Source organism: Methanofervidicoccus abyssi (assembly GCF_004310395.1).
Lineage (GTDB): Archaea > AGJL01 > Methanococci > Methanococcales > Methanococcaceae > Methanofervidicoccus > Methanofervidicoccus abyssi.
In genome coordinates this window covers 214293-231736 of the sequence record NZ_BFAX01000003.1, presented here as the reverse complement: position 1 = coordinate 231736, position 17444 = coordinate 214293, and the positions used below count along the sequence as shown (strand labels likewise).

The following is a 17444-nucleotide window of genomic DNA, read 5'->3' as shown; positions in this document are numbered from 1 at the left end:
TCTCATGAGAAGACATCCAAAAAAGGAAGAAATTTCTACCCATATTATATCAGTACTTGTGTTGAACAATCCAGGAGTCCTTCAGAGGATAGCAGGACTTTTCAGTAGAAGAGGTTATAACATATCTTCCATAACAGTTGGTACTACAGAGACCCCCCATATAGCAAGGATGACAATAGTAGTTAAGGGGGATAATAAGATACTTGAACAGGTGGTAAAACAACTTAACAAACTTATAGAGGTTATTAAGGTAAGTGATTTAGATGTAAATAAGTGTGTAAAGAGAGAACTCTGTCTTATAAAAATCCACACGCCAGATGAGAGCAGTAAATCTCAGGTAATACAATACACCAACGTATTCAGAGGTAAAATAGTGGATCTAAGCCAAGAGTCCTTAACTGTGGAGATAACGGGAAGTAGTGATAAGATAAATGCATTTATAGATTTAGTTAGAACCTTTGGAATTAAGGAGATAGCACGTACTGGATTAACTGCACTTATGAGAGGGCCTAAGGTATTGAAGTCTAAGAAGTCTTAATTTTTTAATAAATTTTATTATTATGATAATTTTAAAAATATATTAAAATTTAGATACTGGGAGAACAGTGTAATTAATGTAGATAGTACTTGCTTTAAGGTATAAGGATTTAAACCGTTTTTATAACTTATAATAGGTGAAAGAGTGAGGTTTGATCTAAGGGGGAAAATTATATTTAGTAAAGAGTTAAACAGTGAGATAATAGAGGATATAGAAGAGGTTCTCAAAAGTAGTAGAGAGTTTTTCCTAAAAGGTGTCCCTAAGGGAAAGGAAGAGGAAGCATCTAAGATAGTGGATTATGTATTTCAAGGTAACGAACTTGTGCTACATATTGTATCAGGTAGATACACTAGAGCACATGACGCCCTTATAAGGTTGAAAAAACCTATTGTAGAGAAGATTGGGAGAAAACACAGAATAGGTATTAGAAGTATTCTCATTGAGAACTACGAGATATCCATACCTGTTGAAAGCAATACAGTGAAAGATATAAAAGTACCTGAATGTGAGGAGGTGATCTTTGAAGATAACACATTAAAACTTGTATTCAGAAACATAGGGGAAAAGGAACTTAAGAGAAATATTATAGACAGGGCTATAAAGTTTGTAAAGAATTACGTAGAATCTGAGGAAGATCTAACCCGCCGTGTATGTGTTATAGAACCAGGTACGGTAGTAAGGGAGTATAAAACAAAGAGAAGTATAACCTTTAAGGAGGATCCTACAGAGGTTGCGGAGAAGTTAGGATGGGTTAAGAGGTTTCCAGGTAAAGGGCAATGGTTCTACACACCTCCAATGGCAAAACTATTTAGGATATTTGAAGAACTTATAATGGAGGAGTGTGTTAATAAAATTGGATTTGAAGAGTGTCTATTTCCCAAGTTGATACCTTTAGAAATCATGTACAAAATGAGATACTTAGAAGGACTCCCGGAAGGAATGTACTATGTTTCCCCTCCAAAGAGAGATCCTGAAATGTTTAAGGAATTTGTCACTGAAATGATGATAAAGAGGGAGATACCTATTAAGAAGTTAAGGGATTTACTTAGGGATCCTGGTTATGTACTAGCCCCTGCCCAGTGTGAGCCTTTCTATCAGTTCTTCGAGCATATGTTGGTAGATGTAGATAAGCCTGTAAAATTCGTAGATAGGAGTGGTTGGACGTATAGATGGGAAGGAGGTGGAGCTAGAGGACTTGATAGAGTTAATGAATTCTTAAGGATAGAGTGTGTAATGTTAGGTAGTCCAGAGTTCGTTGAAAAGGTTAGGGACGAGACATTGAGATACGCCGAGAAACTGGCTGAAAAACTTGACTTAGAGTATTGGACTGTAGTTGGAGATGACCCATTCTATTTAGAAGGAAGGAAGAAGGAAGATAGGGATATAGAATTTCCAGAGATACCTAAGTATGAGATGAGGTTATGGTTACCCTATGAAAAGGAGGAGAGAAGAGGAGTTGCAGTAACTTCTGCAAATGTCCATGGAACTCACTTTGTGGAAGGTTTTAACATAAGAGATTACAGGGGGAGGAAGGTGTGGACTGGATGTACAGGTTACGGTATAACAAGGTGGGTTGTGGGGTTCTTAGCACAATACGGTTTCAACTACGACGATTGGCCAAAGGTTATTCAGAAAAAGTATGGAAAGCCACCTGAGATTCCAAAGGTCATCAACTGGCCGTAATAGTATCGAGAATTTTTTAACCATCTTTTTATAAAAACTACAATTTAAAAATTATATTCAAAAAAAAAATAAAAATAACAAAAGAATTAAAAATCAAAAATAAAAATAATAAAAAATCTTTAATCTTTCTCTTTAAATATCCTTATTAACTCCTATAATTTATAGATAGATCTTGTCGATGAGGAATTCCTTTTCCAAGACATTAGAATACTCTTAAAATTGGTGTAAAAGGTTTATATGATAGAAATATAATAAAGCGTAACATTAAAGGTGAATTTCTTGAAGATATACATATACCATAAAAATCAGTGTGATCCGAAGAAATGCACCGCACTTAAGATGGGAAAGTTAAATAGGGCAAAGATTATAAAGGACTACCGTAAGATACCTAAGAAGGCCCTGCTACTAAATCCCTACTCCAAAACTTTAGTGTCCATCGAGGATAGAGACATCATAGAAAGGTATGGTATATTGGCTCTCGATTGTTCCTGGCAACATGCCAAAGAGATATTTAAAAGGATAAGATTTAAAAATCAGAGGAGTCTTCCTTTCCTTATAGCTGCCAACCCCGTAAACTATGGAAAACCCTACAAACTTTCAACCTTGGAGGCATGTATTGCAACCTTATATATCGCAAACTATAAAAATGAGGCCATATCTCTATTAAATGGTTTTAAATGGGCAAAGACATTTATAGATTTAAATAGAGACCTACTTGAAAGTTATGCAGGTAAAGGATGTAAAGAGATTGAAGAGATAGAGAAAGATTTTTTAAGTAGAATAGCAAAAAGGTAATTAAAAAATATGGTGATAGCATGGCATTTGAGGAAGCTATGAACAGGTTATTTAAAAAGAAGATCTGTCTAAGATGTAATGCAAGAAATCCTTGGAAAGCTAAAAGATGTAGAAAGTGTGGATATCCAAAGTTGAGACCTAAGGCAAAGGAACCGAGAGGATAAAACATAACTATTATATCTCACTAAAAACAAATAAAATTTTTAGTGTCTATCCCATTTTACCTTCAAAGGGTGAGACTTTCAGTTGGGTACTTATTCAAAACTTTTGTAACTGTCTTCCCTTGAATCTTTTTTTACTGTATTAAAGATCGGAGGATACAGATCATACGATTTTTCTCTTTTATTCCTTTTACTTTCATTTTTAAATCTCTATTATAAGCCAATAGAGAATAATTAGAGGATTAAATATGAATACTATCAAATCTATGGAGGATATTCTTAAGAGAATAATATCTATTAGAAAAAACCCTGAAAATGATCTAAAAAATATATCTTTCTATATACGGAATATGGATCATGATATATACAACCTTGTAATCTCCAGACTTAAAAAACAGATTGAAATCGTTAGAAAATACAAACCTCCAGTTAGACCTGCTATAGACCCTATGGTATCATCCTACATAGGTGTTTACTCTGGATTAGAGTTTGCGGAAGAGTATGGAAAGTTGATGGGATATCCAACGTGTTGTATCGAATCCTTCAAATCTGTAAGGTTCGCCATAGATGAAGAACATCTTAAGGAAGTTGAAGATTTGAAGGAAGAGGGAAAAATTGCCATAGTGATAACATCAGGTTTTATACCGTGTAGTTTAAAATGTAAGGAGGCCTGGAAGAGGTGTCTCATAGGTTCAGTGTCTCAGAAGGAGTATGATAATATACTTCAGTTGGAAAGGACGTTGTTTAAAGAGCTTCCACATTATCATGGTGGATACAGTGAGTATTACGAGAAGATAAGATTTTAGCCATTAAAAAAATAGTTTATAAATAAGAGGAAGTTTGGTAGAATTTCTGTTAATCCTTTTTTTAAGGAGTTTTTTACCTTTTTTCTCTGTTATTTCTTTATCTTATCTTATTATAATTCATATTTTTATATTATTTATCACCTCCTACTTCAATAACAGCAATCCCGTCTACAACCCCCTCTATATCTACGGCATCTACCATCTTACCTTTACTAAAGAGTGCTCTCTTAATAGATTTTATATGTTCCCTACTTAATAAACCAAATTCAGTCTCAAGACCCTCCTGGAGTATTTTCTCTATAGTTTCTTCGTCTGCATTTCTTATAAAGTCCATAACCTTTTTAGAATCCCTCTTAAACTGTGGACCTATCTTGGATTTATCAGGTATAACCTCTACTATTTTCTGTTCTAACTTGGGCTTTCCACTTATGACCTTTAACTTCTCGATATTCAAAGTGCCTTTTATATCCTTTACAACCTTCAATATTCTTTCATAATCTTTTTTATCCATCAGATATATCTCAACCTTCTCCAACTTGGCATTTAGAGACATACCTTTGTTGGCTTTGTATCTCCTTATAGAAACTACTACTTTCTTAGCCAACTCTCCAATACACTCCCACTCTTCATCTATCATATCCTCCTGGACTTTGCACCATGTGGTATGGAAGTTATCTACCTTGTATATATCTCCCACTATCTGGGCGAAGTGAGGGGCAAATGGTGCCAAGAGTTTTAAAACGTTAGTTATCACGTAGTAGAGGGTATATAAACAGTTGAACTTATCCCTCTCAGATCCTTCACCTTCTTTATATAACCTGTACTTTACCATCTCTATATAGTTATCACAGAACTCGTGCCATAGAAACTTCTGGATATTAACGATGGTGTTGAACCTGTAGTCCTCCAAATCTTCCGTAACCTTCTTAATAAGTCTATTCAACTTACTTATTATCCAGAGATCCACAGGATTATCCAATGAAATGTCCCCCTTCTCTATGGCCTCTTTTATCTTCTCTATGGTATTATCCCCCAAGTGCATCCTTGCAAATCTTGCAGCATTCCAGAACTTCCTAAGGAACCTATAGTTGTAATCAACATCTTTCCAGGCAAAGGGTACGTCGTTTCCAAGGGAGCTGTTAGCAGCCCACATTCTAAGGGCATCTGCCCCGTACTTTTCTGTGATCTCAGAAGGCTCTACTATGTTCCCCCTACTCTTACTCATTTTATGGCCATCTTCTCCAAATACCATGCCGTTTATTATTATCTCGTTCCAGGGTTTCTTACCTGTCAATGCTATAGACTTTACAATGGTGTAGAATGCCCAAGTTCTTATAATGTCATGCCCCTGAGGTCTCAGTTGCACTGGATAGTGTTCTCTGAAGAAATCTTCATCTTCCAACCATCCAGTTATTACCATCGGAGTAATAGAGGAGTCCATCCAGGTATCTAAGACGTCCCTCTCAGGTATAAGATTTTTATTTCCACATTTACAGGTGTAGGGACACTCTACTGTGGGATCTATTGGAAGATCTTCTTCCTTAGCAACTATTATCTCTCCACAGTCTGGACAGTACCATACAGGAATAGGCGTGGCAAATATTCTCTGTCTACTTATACACCAGTCCCAGTCCATATCTTCTATCCACTGTAGTAGTCTCTTCTTCATATATTCAGGAGTCCACTTGATCTCATCAATAACTTCCCTAATCTTAGGTAATAACTCCTTTATATTTACAAACCACTGATCCCCAACGATGATTTCTATAGGTGTTTTACACCTCCAACATACACCTACGTTCTGTTTTATAACCTCCTGTTTCAGGAGATAGCCCTCCCTTTTAAGATCTTCTATTATTTCCCTCCTAGCCTCCTCTGTCTTCATACCTGCATACTTACCACATATTTCTGTAAGTTCTCCTCTCTCGTTTATAGCCTTTTTAACCTCGAGTCCATGCTTATTTACCCATCTAACGTCTGTCTTATCTCCAAAGGTACATACCATTACTACTCCAGTACCGAAGTCCATCTCTACGTCTTCGTCTCCATACACTCTAACCTCCTGGTTGAAGAGGGGTACCTTAACACTTTTCCCAATTATATCCCTATATCTTTCATCTTTTGGATTTACCACGATACCTACACAGGCAGGGAGGAGTTCAGGTCTCGTAGTTGCAATTGTTAAATATTTATCTCCATCATCTGCATAAGGGAACTTGATATAATTCAGGTAAGTCTCCCTATCTATGTAATTTACCTCTGCAAAAGCTATGGCAGTTTGACACCTTGGACACCAGTTAACAGGGTGCTTTCCTCTGTATATAAGACCATCCCTGTACATTCTGACAAATGCAGTTTGAGATTTTTTGATATACTCAGGTTTCATAGTGATATACTCTCTACTCCAGTCTATAGATATACCTAAGGATTTTACCTGTTCTCTCATCTTTTTAATATTCTTCTCTGTAAGCTCTATACAGAGTCTTCTGAACTCCTCCCTATCTATATCAGATTTCGTTATATTGTAGATCTCCTCAACTTTAACCTCTGTTGGAAGACCATGGCAGTCCCATCCCTGTGGAAAGAGGACGTCGTAGTTGTTCATCCTCTTAAATCTCGCTATTATATCCATGTATGTCCAGTTTAAGGCATGTCCTAAGTGCATATTTCCCGTAGGATATGGTGGTGGAGTGTCTATAATATATTGAGGTTTATTTTTGTCGTTTTTAAACCTGTAGATACCTTCCTCTTCCCACTTCTTCTGCACTACCTTTTCCAGTTCCAATGGATATTCCTTAGGCATCTCCATGGTTTCCCCATTTTTTGTCTGTTTATAATTAATTTTATTATTAATTTTAATAAATTATCGAAAAAGTATTTATACTTTAATAGGTACTATTATAATTATATATACCTAAATAACAACCTAACTACCTACATAAATTCACCAGAGGATTTCCATGACAGATTTTACAATATTTAATTTATTCAATATTAACAATATTAAAGAAAAAGAAAAACAACAAAACGCTACAGGTAAGAAATTCAATAAACTACCAATAGATTTTGAAGAAATTTGTGATATTAATAGACCCATCTTAGGTAGATATATAGATATTGTACTGTATAGAGCAGTACTCCTCTCTCTTGTAAAGTACTTAGGATTTAACGCATTGTCGAAACTGTACCATGCAGGAGTAGATTTTGGAAAGAGATTGGGAGTAAAATCCATAGATGAGATGATAGAATGTTTTGAGAGTTTAAGAATAGGTATACCAGAATTGGTAAGTGAAGATCCTATAAAAATTCGTGTATATGAGTGTGCATTCTGTTCAGGTCTCCCAAACATTGGTAAACCCGTACCCGTATGTCACTTTGAAAGGGGAGTACTAACAGGATGTTTAGAAGATATATTAAATAAGAAGGTTAAAATTGTAGAATCGAAGTGTTGTGCCAATGGTTATGACTGCTGTGAGTTTAAAGAAGTGTCCAAATAATAAGTAATACTATTATATATTATTTTTCTATTTTTTACCTGACATGTATGCTGAGAGATAACTATACAATTCAGATTTAATATACCTACTTCTTCTTTTTATCGTATTTATAAGATTTACAATATTTTTATTATAAATATTTTTATTTATTGTTTTTTATTGTTTTAAGATTAATATGATATACGAAATAAAATCAAGATTGTTAAATATTGCAAAAGTTATTTTTTTTCTATCTTATAATAAAACATTAACAACTCAGGTTGATATTATGAGACTCTTTGGAACCTCTGGTATAAGGATGAAAAACTTAGATCCTCAGATAGCCTATAAGGTAGGTTTTGCTGTATCTCAGAAGGTAGAAGATGTAGTTGTTGCCAGAGATAGTAGGACAACTGGGGATCTAATAAAGAGTGCATTAACTGCAGGCCTCTTAAGTGGGGGAGCTACTGTAATAGATATAGGTATTGTACCTACCCCAACCTTAGGTTTTTCCACGAGGAATTTCGAAGTAGGCGTTATGATAACTGCCTCTCATAATCCCCCAGAGTATAATGGTATAAAACTCTTTAACAGAGATGGTACTCCCTATAGTCCCGAAGAAGAGAGGGAAATCGAGGAGACAATCTCTAAAAACAACTTTAAAAGGGCTGATTGGAGTTCTGTTGGGGAAGTGTTAAGATATGAGAACGCATTGAGGGAATACAGGGAACATATACTTAAACACCTGTCGATAAGTAGAAGTTTCAATGTAGTTGTAGACTGTGCCAACGGAGCAAGTTCTGTAATATCCCCCCATCTATTTACAGATGTCGGATCCCATGTTATATCTCTAAATGCTCACCTAGATGGGAGATTCGTAGGTAGAATGCCTGAGCCAAATAAAGAGAACCTTCAGGAGACGATGAAGGTAGTTAGAGGGTTGAATGAGAGAGAGAGCAATTATATAGGGATAGCCCATGATGGAGATGGAGATAGGATGGTGGCCATAGATGAAAGAGGAAGGATGGCAGATTTTGACAAGTTACTTGCAATATTCTCTAAATATATTGTGGAAAAGACTGGGAGTAAGGTGGTGATAACTACAGTAGATGCCTCGATGTCCTTAGATGAATACCTGGGAGATAAAGTTAAAGTTGTTAGAACCAAGGTTGGAGATGTAGCAGTCTCTCAGGCACTGTCTAAGTACAACGCCCTCTTTGGAGGAGAACCCTCTGGTACCTGGATCCATGGAGATGTTCATCTAACCCCAGATGGGATACTATCTGGTTTAAGAGTTTTGGAGATGATGGAGTACTTCGATGAGAAACTGTGTATCCTCTTAGATGAAGTACCATCCTATGTAAATCTAAGAGAAAAGATACCCTGTGAAGAATGTAAGAAATCCTCTGTTATGAAGTATGTGATAGAGTACGGAGAGAGAATATTCCAAAGGACTCCAGAGACTGTAGATGGAGCCAGGTTTAACTTGGAAAATGGATGGATACTTATAAGACCCTCTGGAACTGAACCCTATATAAGGATAAGAGTTGAGGGGAAGGATAATACTATTGCAAAGGATCTCCTAGAGAGAGGTATTAAGCTGGTGAGAAAGGCCTTAAAGAATGAGTTATAATGGTTTTTAATAACCCTGTTTCATACAAATATAGAAATTTTAAACTAATAACAACCATAAAAAATACCCAACAAAAAATAATAAGGAGAATAGTTAGGATAAAAAATAGTAAAAGATTAACAAATAACAAATGAAAACTCCTTAAAAAGGATTAAAAATATCACCTTATCTCTCGAGTATATGACATAAGCTTTTTATATTTTATACCAATTGTTTATCTTTATTTTTAGGATTCTAATATAAAATAAAATATTTAGTTTTTATCTTTCTTTTCTGTTATTTCTTTATTTATTTGACTTTTATTATAGGTAATTTATATTATTCTTTTTAATCATAACTATTTTATAAGATTCTTATTATTACTCTACTGTTAAATAACAACAGAGAATGATAACATGGAACGTATAGAGTACGAAATAAAACATGCCATAAAACACATGATGGAGACAAATTACCCAAGAAAAAGGTTATGGGATATGGATCTTAAGGTAAAAGATCTAATAAGGGGTATTAGGGCAGGGGATGATAGCGTAGTAATAGGTAAAAATGTTATAAACATTGAGGGGCCTTATCCCCTAAAGTTGGGCTCAAAAACTGCCCTTATACATACTTCCTGTGATGTTGTAGCCATGGGGGCAAGGCCTCTCTACGCCTTAGATGCAATCCAGGCCCACAATGAGGAAGAAATAAAGATGGCTGTAGAGGGGCTGAGAAGACAGTCCTTAGGTTTAAATATCCCCATAGTTGGAGGAAACACTCAAACTGAAGAGAGTTTAAACTCCTGTATCTCTGTGGTTGTATTCGGTGAATTGATAGGTGATAAAGTAATTACAGATGGAGGTGCCCAGGTTGGAGATGTTATACTTATGTTGGGACACCCTGTAGAAGGAGATATCGGGGAGAGAATCCAGAGGGCTAAAAATAAGTACGATACATTTTTGAGTATAGTGAAGAAAGGTATTGAGATCAACGCCTGTAAGGATGCTTCCAGGGGGGGATGGTTGTGTAACATACTTGAGATGATAGTGAAGGCAAAGGTAGGTGCCGAGATAACTGCTATACCTTATCCCCGCTCCACTAGATACCTGGGGACCTATATAGTAAGTACTAAGGAGGAGAATTTAAAGGATATCTTGAATATATGTGTGGAGAAGAGGTGCCCAGTTATACCATTTGGAAGGATCATTGAGGAGAAAGTTTTTAAGGTAGGGAATAGAGAGTACATCAGTGAAGAGGTTCTCAGAGATATTATTGCTAAGTTTCCCTATAAACAGTAAAATGATAAAAAATCTCTAACAAAAATAGAAATACTGTTTTAATTAAATAATAATAAAAAATAAAAGTAAAAAGTCCTAAAGTTCCAGAATGTAGTTATATAGCCTTTGAAAGTTCCTGAAATATCTCTTCAATCAGTATGTTTCTACCATATTTTCTACAGTAATTCCTAAGTGTATCTATTCTTTTATAGATAAGATCTGGATACTTTTTAGTTATTTCGTAAATTGTGTGAAGAGCGGTGTTTCTTATGATCTCGTTATCACTGAAGATCAATTTAAAAACATTGTCAATGTACTTTTCAATTTCTTCTTTTTTATCTAAAGTTGTTAAAACAGAGAAACAGTATGCCACATTCAATGGGCTTAGTTCTTCCAATTTTCCCTTTTCAATAAGTTTTAACATCCCTTTTAAATCTTCTTTCTTTATGGACGATTCTATCTTTTCTACGGAGATTGTTAATTTTTTAACGGAAGAAAGGTTAAGAAGAGATTCTCCTAAATCAATTAACTTCTTAATTAATGTCTGTTGTTTAATAGATTCCTTCAATTTTATAAGTTTTTCGTATAGAGAGCTCCTTTGAGGTTTAACATTACCTATTTTTTTGATATCACCATAACTCTTTATCAGTTCCCAGGTATTTTCTCTTATCAATACATTCACAGATCTTCTATTAAGCTCGTATATTTCTTTCTCAACATATTTAAAATAATCCGGGTTCTCTTTTAGTAGTAACTTTAAACACATTAGAGTATTCAATACAATTTCATCGGAATCACTATTCAAAAACTTTTTTATATAAGGTAAAAGTTTTTTATGGTTCATCTTATGTTTTAAAACTATCTTTGTTAAAAGGTATATAGAATTTGAAGATAATTTTGTATCTTCAGATCCAACAAATTCTAATAGATATTTTAAAAGAGACATGTCGCTTTCAATTAACTTTTGGGCTTTTAAAAGGTGTCCCTTTAGAATGAGTTTTTTTAATTTATGAGATTTTAGATATGAAAGGGGGAGGACCATTAACAAACCACCCTGCTTATTAAATATAAGATTTAATAATGATTAATAATATCCGTAAGATTCTATAGGTATCACCTTGTATGTTAAATCTTCTTTTTTAATCAACTCCAGAAATTTTGTACATTTTAAAGGATCTTTGTTAGTTACTACAATATCACAGATAGCAGTGATAAAATCTTCAGATATAATTTCAGATTTAATAGGAAGAGCCCCCGAGTTTATAAAAGAATTTAAGATTTCCTTATGCAAATTTAAACATTTTTCCATGTCCCCTGATATTCTAACAAGATATGAAGGAAATGCTATCTCCTGACAATTCGTGATGATAAATTCGTATTCCTGTAAAATTTCACATAACATTTTACATTTGTCACTTGTAGTTTTTACAATAATCTTTAAAAAATAATGAGAATGATTCAGGATATTTATTATTTTTATATTATACACCTTTGAAACATTGCCAGAAATTAACAATTTAAGTTTATCAAAGAGTTTTGCCTCGCAGATAGATTGTATAATAAATATCTTTTCAGAATCCATAATCCCCCCTTAAAAAATTTATACCAAAAATAAAAACATCATACCCTAAATATTAATTGTTTAATAATTAATTATTATACTATATATGTTTTATTAAATATATTATAATTATTACTGTTATTTTTATTTTATTATTTGCCATTTCTAATAATTAATCATTAAAAAACAAAAACAATACTTTTTAAAGGTTTCAACACAGGCTACGAAGAAAAAATAGCAAGTACTACTTAATGAATAGAGATAAAACAATAAGAATATAATGGTAGAAATTATTTATTCTTTGAAGTACTCGTCATATTCTCCTTTCTCTATCAACTTTATCACTTCCTTAGGATCTTTTCCATCTACTGTAACTCCCAGAGATACACAAGTTCCAATAACTTCTTTTGTAGCGTTCTTCAAAGTGTAGGAGAGCATTGAGTCCATCTTCATTTTAGCAATTTTTACAGCCTGTTCCATTGTAAGGTTACCTACTATATTGTGCTTTGGTTCTGAAGAGCCCTTTTCAAGGTTCAACTCCTTTTTTATAAGTGCTGATGTTGGAGGTATACCTACCTCTATCTTGAAAGTTTTATCGTCAGTATTTACAATAATCTTAACTGGGACGTTCATTCCTTCGTACGCCTTTGTTTTCTCGTTAATCTCCTTTACTACCTTCATGACGTTTATACCCAAGGGTCCTATAGCTGGACCCAGTGGAGGCCCTGCTGTAGCCTTTCCTCCAGTTATCAGTACTTCTACTATTTCTGTACCCATTTTTGCCACCCCTCTAAATTGTATAATCTCTATAATTTTACATTCTATTTAAAACTTACGTTGTAAACTTAGGAACTCTTTGAGACTATTTTAACCTGTTCCACACCAACTGTTACAGGTATGGGAACTGCCGCATCTATCAACTCCAAGGTCACCTCTTCCTTATGTTTATCCACCCTTATAACCCTACCTCTCTCACCTTTAAAAGGCCCTGCTATCAACTCTACAATATCTCCCTTCTCTATATTTTCTATTATCTTATGTGGAGATAGTAAGTGTTCCAGTTCCTCTACCGAGGTTTCTCCAGGTACTATTCCTCTCACCTTGAACGTCTTCCTTACCAAATCCTCAACTGCTCCTCTATTTGGAGCTTCCACAAGTACATAGCCCTTTAAATCCTCAGTGGCAAGTATGGAGTATATATCTATTTTTTCCTTTTCAGCCTTAGATGCTAAAAACTCGGCGACGTTTTTCTCCTGACCTGCTATAGTTCTAACTGCATATATCATAGTAATCACCAATTCTAAAAAAGATTTAAAAATAATATCAAAAAAGAAAAGTATTTAAAAAAGAACTAAAAATTTTTGTTAATTTTAAAATTTAGTAATATATATATTTTACTCCTATACTATAATTTCTTCAACAACTAATACTTTTTAACTCAAATTGAAGTAAGACATGATCACTTACAGGAGAATTCTAACATTTTATTAAGTATAAAACTTTAGAATAGTGAATATTATTATTAAATATCAGATAAAGGTGTTATCCATGTCGAAAACTACTCTGGGTTTAGATGAAAATATTGAAGGTTTATTGTGTTATTTATTTGGTGTATTAACTGGTATTATATTTTTAGTCTTGGAGAAAGAAAATGATTTTGTTAAATTCCATGCAATGCAATCTTTGGTAACCTTTTTAAGTTTGACGATAATAGGCATGATAGCGGCATTTATTCCAATATTGGGAGGTCTAATTACTTTGTTGGTAAATCTTGTAAGTCTTGTCTTTTGGATATTGGGCATGTATAAAGCATATCAGGGAGAAAGGTACAAATTCCCAATATTTGGAAACATTGCAGAAGATTTACTTAAAAAATTTTAAATTTATATTTTTATTATTTTTATATCTATTTTTATAATTCCAGATATGTAAAAATTATGTCAGGGATTATAAGGTTCTGTCTGTCTCTACCTTTCTCTATTATCTAAGATTTGAAGTATATTATATCAGTAGTAGTAACTCCTCTTTATCCACTTTTTCACTGGTAGTGCAACTCTTTTCAGAATGAGATTATTAGATATCAAGGTTGAGAGATTTATATTTTTTAGAGATTTTTTTCCAGTTTAATAAAACTGCATCATCTCTTCATGATATACTGCAAAATTAGATATCATTCTTCATCAACTCATCCCTTCCAAAAAGTTTTCTATTAAATTAAAAATATATAAAAAGTATTTTTAACAGATAACAAAAATATATAATTAAGTGTAAAAAGTGTAAAGATATAATATCTAATCGGGGAAACTATGGAGAAAGAGTCTATAATACTTATTGTAACTATAATCTTAGTAGCAATACCTATAGTTTGGCTTGTTCAACACTATATATCAAGTTCTGAAGACATTTTAGCGAAGTGTGATGTCTATCATGTGGAATTTACTACCATCAACGGAAAAAATGTATCTATAGTATACCAGATAAAAAATTTGGAGAATTTAAGTGAGATAAGTAGAGGAAATTTAGATGCTCAAACTAAAATTGAACTCTGTTACATTGTATGGTATATATTCAATAAATACAAAAATGTTGATGAAGTTCAAATAATATCTTACTACAGTCATGGAGGAAAACTTGCCGAGTATTATAAATTTAAAATAGACAGAAGAAACGCCGAGTTGGCAGGATTGTTAAATATCTCTAAGAAAGATCTATCTAACAATATATATCTGTATTACAATAAAATTATTAAGTTGGGAAAATTAAAAATTATACAATAAAAAATAATCACTATTTTTATAAAAAGAAACTAATAAATATAAAATTTTTTAGATAATAATTTAAACTTTAAAAGGGGATAGTATGGTAACGATAATCCCTATCTCTGAAGAAGAGAAAATGAGTATATTAACGGGGCTTAAAAGTCGGGTACCTGCTACAAAATTGGTAACTTTAAAAAGGGTAGCAGATATAGCAGATCTACGTCCAGAGTCTTTGCAGTACATGGAGATGGTAGATAAAAGGAGCTTACAGGAGATAATACGGTCCATTGAAAAAATATACGAGATGGAACAGGATGAAATAATAAAAAGGGAGGCATTGATAACTCTTCAAAAGGTAAAGAAAGCTTTAGGTTCTAAATTCACTATAGATATACCTCGATGTAATAAATGTAACGAGGTTATAGATGTAGGTTGGAACTACTGTACTAACTGTGGTTCTGACATCGACAGCATGACCCTTGAAAATTTTAAAAGATGTAGTAACTGCAATAAGTATATTTTGGAGAGTTGGACGTATTGTGCACACTGTGGTATGCAATTAAAGGAGAAGAAAGAAAGAACACCAGTATGCCCCCAGTGCCGAAGGCGTGTAGATCCTTCGTGGATGGTATGTCCCTACTGTGGTCATAGACTAAGAAAGATAAAAAGAACTTAATGACAATATGGACATCACCAACATATTCTTTCTATTTTTCGGATGTGTACTGGGAACCTTCACTGGAATGATCCCTGGAATACATCCAAACACTCTAGTGCCCTTTGTTACTCTACTTTACAATTATCTATCTCCACAGAATTATTTATATCTTCTAATAGGCATGGTAATTACCCACTATTTTATAAACTATATACCTTCGGCATTTATAGGTGTGCCCCAGGATGAAACTGCAGTCTCTGTTTTACCTCTACATAGGTTAACCTCTAATGGTAGGGGGTACGAAGGAATAGTCCTGTGTGGTATTGGAGGTTTTATAGGAGTACTACTCTCTGTTATATTGGCATTTTTAATTTTCTACATAGGTTTTGATTTAGAGAGTACCTATACTCTATTTAAACCTTATATTCCCTATATATTGATACTGTTGGTATTTTTATCTTTAATATTTACAGATAACGTGTTTTGGAACAGCCTTATACTCCTTCTCTCAGGATTGTTTGGAATAGTGGTCTTATACAACCGCTTTCCAGTGGACAATATATTAACCAGTATATTTACAGGAATGTTTGGAATACCTTTCCTCTTAGAAAATATAAAAAGCGAGAAAATCCCTCCTCAGAGAATTACCTATCCGGAGGTAGATGTATCCCTCATAAAGTATGCATGTGTAGGGACCTTTGGAGGATTCCTAAGGATATTTCTACCTGCAATTGGAGGATCCCAGATAAACTTCTTTCTAAGTAAATTAATAAGGGAGAACAGTATAAAAGGTTTTTTAGTATCTCAAGGTGCTATCACCATGTCCAACGAGGTGTTCTCTATACTTTCCCTCCTAATAATAGGATACGGGAGAAGTGGAACTGCAGTGGCTATAAAGAATCTCTCCATACCTTTGGATAGTAGTATCATTATTCCTTTAGTGATGGCAACAGGATGTGCCTTCTATATACTCATTACTCTTTCACAGTACATTTTAAAGTATCTATCTAAGGTGAATTACGGGAAGATTTCTCTCTATGTACTACTTCTCTGTTTATTCATCGTAGTAATTTTAGGATATTTATCTAAGTATCCCATATATTACTTTATAGTTTTCCTGGTGGCATCTGCTTTAGGAATCCTATCCTTGAAGTCTCGAGGGAATATGTCCTATCTAATGGGGGTGTTGATATTCCCAACTATACTGTATTTCTTGGACAATTATTAGCAATATACTGACGAATAAAATAATAGAAGAAGACAAAAAATTCCAAGTTTGTTGCTATAAAACAACCATCTCAATTACCATTAAGGCAATAACTAAAAATTATATAATAATAGATAATTTTTTAATTTTGCATTTGAGATAGGAGTTTCTATTTTTTATCATGTTATTTTTTTTATAGTTATTATTATTTTTTTGAACCTTATCAGTTTGATAAGAACTAAGTTTTTTATTTACATTTTAATATATTTAAAAATGTTGTAATGTCTAAATATAAATTTTTTTAACTAATTATTATATAGTTGTAAGTATTAAATATATTACACCGACAGTTACAGGGATATCATGCTGTTCAATAGAGGTCAGATCTCAATCGATGCTGTAATGGCGATACTCTTTATACTGATAGTTACTGCAATACTCAGTTATAACGTATTTAATACGTTAAACAATATCAGATACTCAGAAATCGTGGAAAGAGGACATTCTATAATGGATGTTTTTGAGAATTACGCTTTAATATCTTACTCAAAGGATGTTACCCTTTCAACAACCTTTAGACCTATAGGAAATATTAATTATACTATAAGGTTTGCTAACAAAGAGATTGTAGTAAACAGTCCAACCACTATAGTGTTTAGAAAAGAGTATCACGATAATATCTCCTACATAAACATCACTGGAGATAACTTGAGGTATATGCAAAACCCCTTGCCTCCAAATATTGTTAACATTTCCTTTAACATTTCCTTTAGAGATTTCAATATAACTAAAAATCTAGATTTCTATATAACTAAAAATCTGTCTGTTAGGATAGAATAACTTCGAATTGGGACACTAATTTCTCTAAATCATCTAAGAGAATTCCAGTTTTATATAAATTTTATTCTTAA

The 17444-nt window shown here is 33.4% G+C and carries 18 protein-coding genes; 13 read left to right on the top strand and 5 right to left on the bottom strand.

Annotated elements, in window-relative coordinates:
- Positions 1-4: 4 nt before the first annotated feature.
- The 5 genes from ilvN to MHHB_RS03750 all read left to right on the top strand — a co-directional run bounded on the left by ilvN (position 5) and on the right by MHHB_RS03750 (position 3983).
- Positions 5-538, top strand: coding sequence for an acetolactate synthase small subunit (gene ilvN, locus MHHB_RS03770; RefSeq protein ID WP_131007272.1), 534 nt, complete (start codon positions 5-7; stop codon positions 536-538).
- A 144-nt stretch (positions 539-682) separates the two neighbouring features.
- Positions 683-2221 carry a serine--tRNA ligase gene (gene serS, locus MHHB_RS03765; protein ID WP_131007271.1) on the top strand — a complete coding sequence of 513 codons (1539 nt, stop codon included), beginning with the start codon at positions 683-685 and terminating at the stop codon, positions 2219-2221.
- Positions 2222-2500: 279 nt separating this feature from the next.
- Complete coding sequence (locus MHHB_RS03760; protein ID WP_131007270.1) at positions 2501-3016, top strand: DUF367 family protein; 516 nt, start codon at positions 2501-2503, stop codon at positions 3014-3016.
- Between the two features lie 20 nt (positions 3017-3036).
- A complete protein-coding gene (locus MHHB_RS03755) occupies positions 3037-3180 on the top strand; it encodes a 50S ribosomal protein L40e (RefSeq protein WP_131007269.1) in 144 nt (47 codons plus the stop codon).
- 245 nt (positions 3181-3425) lie between these two features.
- Complete coding sequence (locus tag MHHB_RS03750) at positions 3426-3983, top strand: DUF483 domain-containing protein (RefSeq protein ID WP_131007268.1); 558 nt, start codon at positions 3426-3428, stop codon at positions 3981-3983.
- Between the two features lie 130 nt (positions 3984-4113).
- Here MHHB_RS03750 and MHHB_RS03745 read toward each other — a convergent pair whose 3' ends face one another.
- On the bottom strand, positions 4114-6792 hold the full coding sequence (locus MHHB_RS03745; RefSeq protein WP_131007267.1) for a valine--tRNA ligase: 2679 nt from the start codon (positions 6790-6792) through the stop codon (positions 4114-4116).
- Positions 6793-6943: 151 nt separating this feature from the next.
- Between MHHB_RS03745 and MHHB_RS03740 the strand changes: the two genes are divergently transcribed.
- The 3 genes from MHHB_RS03740 to MHHB_RS03730 all read left to right on the top strand — a co-directional run bounded on the left by MHHB_RS03740 (position 6944) and on the right by MHHB_RS03730 (position 10369).
- The gene (locus tag MHHB_RS03740) at positions 6944-7480 is read left to right on the top strand and encodes a V4R domain-containing protein (protein WP_131007266.1); all 537 of its coding nucleotides are present in this window, start codon (positions 6944-6946) and stop codon (positions 7478-7480) included.
- A gap of 268 nt (positions 7481-7748) precedes the next feature.
- Positions 7749-9092 carry a phosphoglucosamine mutase gene (gene glmM / locus MHHB_RS03735; protein WP_131007265.1) on the top strand — a complete coding sequence of 448 codons (1344 nt, stop codon included), beginning with the start codon at positions 7749-7751 and terminating at the stop codon, positions 9090-9092.
- A gap of 395 nt (positions 9093-9487) precedes the next feature.
- Positions 9488-10369, top strand: coding sequence for an AIR synthase related protein (locus tag MHHB_RS03730; protein WP_131007264.1), 882 nt, complete (start codon positions 9488-9490; stop codon positions 10367-10369).
- Between the two features lie 94 nt (positions 10370-10463).
- Here MHHB_RS03730 and MHHB_RS03725 read toward each other — a convergent pair whose 3' ends face one another.
- From MHHB_RS03725 to MHHB_RS03710, 4 genes are all read right to left on the bottom strand, one after another.
- On the bottom strand, positions 10464-11390 hold the full coding sequence (locus MHHB_RS03725) for a hypothetical protein (RefSeq protein WP_131007263.1): 927 nt from the start codon (positions 11388-11390) through the stop codon (positions 10464-10466).
- 42 nt (positions 11391-11432) lie between these two features.
- Positions 11433-11930, bottom strand: coding sequence for a hypothetical protein (locus tag MHHB_RS03720; protein ID WP_131007262.1), 498 nt, complete (start codon positions 11928-11930; stop codon positions 11433-11435).
- A 273-nt stretch (positions 11931-12203) separates the two neighbouring features.
- On the bottom strand, positions 12204-12686 hold the full coding sequence (locus MHHB_RS03715; RefSeq protein ID WP_131007261.1) for a 50S ribosomal protein L11: 483 nt from the start codon (positions 12684-12686) through the stop codon (positions 12204-12206).
- 68 nt (positions 12687-12754) lie between these two features.
- Complete coding sequence (locus tag MHHB_RS03710; protein WP_131007260.1) at positions 12755-13195, bottom strand: transcription elongation factor Spt5; 441 nt, start codon at positions 13193-13195, stop codon at positions 12755-12757.
- A gap of 262 nt (positions 13196-13457) precedes the next feature.
- Between MHHB_RS03710 and MHHB_RS03705 the strand changes: the two genes are divergently transcribed.
- The 5 genes from MHHB_RS03705 to MHHB_RS03685 all read left to right on the top strand — a co-directional run bounded on the left by MHHB_RS03705 (position 13458) and on the right by MHHB_RS03685 (position 17373).
- The gene (locus MHHB_RS03705; RefSeq protein ID WP_131007259.1) at positions 13458-13790 is read left to right on the top strand and encodes a DUF4870 domain-containing protein; all 333 of its coding nucleotides are present in this window, start codon (positions 13458-13460) and stop codon (positions 13788-13790) included.
- Between the two features lie 425 nt (positions 13791-14215).
- Complete coding sequence (locus MHHB_RS03700) at positions 14216-14686, top strand: hypothetical protein (RefSeq protein ID WP_131007258.1); 471 nt, start codon at positions 14216-14218, stop codon at positions 14684-14686.
- Between the two features lie 82 nt (positions 14687-14768).
- Entirely contained in the window at positions 14769-15344 is a 576-nt protein-coding gene (locus MHHB_RS03695) for a zinc ribbon domain-containing protein (protein WP_131007257.1), read from the top strand.
- Between the two features lie 7 nt (positions 15345-15351).
- The gene (locus MHHB_RS03690; protein ID WP_131007256.1) at positions 15352-16554 is read left to right on the top strand and encodes a tripartite tricarboxylate transporter permease; all 1203 of its coding nucleotides are present in this window, start codon (positions 15352-15354) and stop codon (positions 16552-16554) included.
- Positions 16555-16896: 342 nt separating this feature from the next.
- Positions 16897-17373 carry a hypothetical protein gene (locus tag MHHB_RS03685; RefSeq protein ID WP_192893814.1) on the top strand — a complete coding sequence of 159 codons (477 nt, stop codon included), beginning with the start codon at positions 16897-16899 and terminating at the stop codon, positions 17371-17373.
- Positions 17374-17444: the final 71 nt, after the last annotated feature.

Excerpts from the sequence above, each read along its gene's own strand:
- ilvN (WP_131007272.1), top strand. The coding sequence starts at position 5 with ATGAGAAGACATCCAAAAAAGGAAGAAATTTCTACCCATATTATATCA.
- MHHB_RS03755 (WP_131007269.1), top strand. The coding sequence starts at position 3,037 with ATGGCATTTGAGGAAGCTATGAACAGGTTATTTAAAAAGAAGATCTGT.
- MHHB_RS03750 (WP_131007268.1), top strand. The coding sequence starts at position 3,426 with ATGAATACTATCAAATCTATGGAGGATATTCTTAAGAGAATAATATCT.
- MHHB_RS03745 (WP_131007267.1), bottom strand. The coding sequence starts at position 6,792 with ATGGAGATGCCTAAGGAATATCCATTGGAACTGGAAAAGGTAGTGCAG.
- MHHB_RS03740 (WP_131007266.1), top strand. The coding sequence starts at position 6,944 with ATGACAGATTTTACAATATTTAATTTATTCAATATTAACAATATTAAA.
- glmM (WP_131007265.1), top strand. The coding sequence starts at position 7,749 with ATGAGACTCTTTGGAACCTCTGGTATAAGGATGAAAAACTTAGATCCT.
- MHHB_RS03730 (WP_131007264.1), top strand. The coding sequence starts at position 9,488 with ATGGAACGTATAGAGTACGAAATAAAACATGCCATAAAACACATGATG.
- MHHB_RS03725 (WP_131007263.1), bottom strand. The coding sequence starts at position 11,390 with ATGGTCCTCCCCCTTTCATATCTAAAATCTCATAAATTAAAAAAACTC.
- MHHB_RS03720 (WP_131007262.1), bottom strand. The coding sequence starts at position 11,930 with ATGGATTCTGAAAAGATATTTATTATACAATCTATCTGCGAGGCAAAA.
- MHHB_RS03715 (WP_131007261.1), bottom strand. The coding sequence starts at position 12,686 with ATGGGTACAGAAATAGTAGAAGTACTGATAACTGGAGGAAAGGCTACA.
- MHHB_RS03710 (WP_131007260.1), bottom strand. The coding sequence starts at position 13,195 with ATGATATATGCAGTTAGAACTATAGCAGGTCAGGAGAAAAACGTCGCC.
- MHHB_RS03705 (WP_131007259.1), top strand. The coding sequence starts at position 13,458 with ATGTCGAAAACTACTCTGGGTTTAGATGAAAATATTGAAGGTTTATTG.
- MHHB_RS03700 (WP_131007258.1), top strand. The coding sequence starts at position 14,216 with ATGGAGAAAGAGTCTATAATACTTATTGTAACTATAATCTTAGTAGCA.
- MHHB_RS03695 (WP_131007257.1), top strand. The coding sequence starts at position 14,769 with ATGGTAACGATAATCCCTATCTCTGAAGAAGAGAAAATGAGTATATTA.
- MHHB_RS03690 (WP_131007256.1), top strand. The coding sequence starts at position 15,352 with ATGGACATCACCAACATATTCTTTCTATTTTTCGGATGTGTACTGGGA.
- MHHB_RS03685 (WP_192893814.1), top strand. The coding sequence starts at position 16,897 with ATGCTGTTCAATAGAGGTCAGATCTCAATCGATGCTGTAATGGCGATA.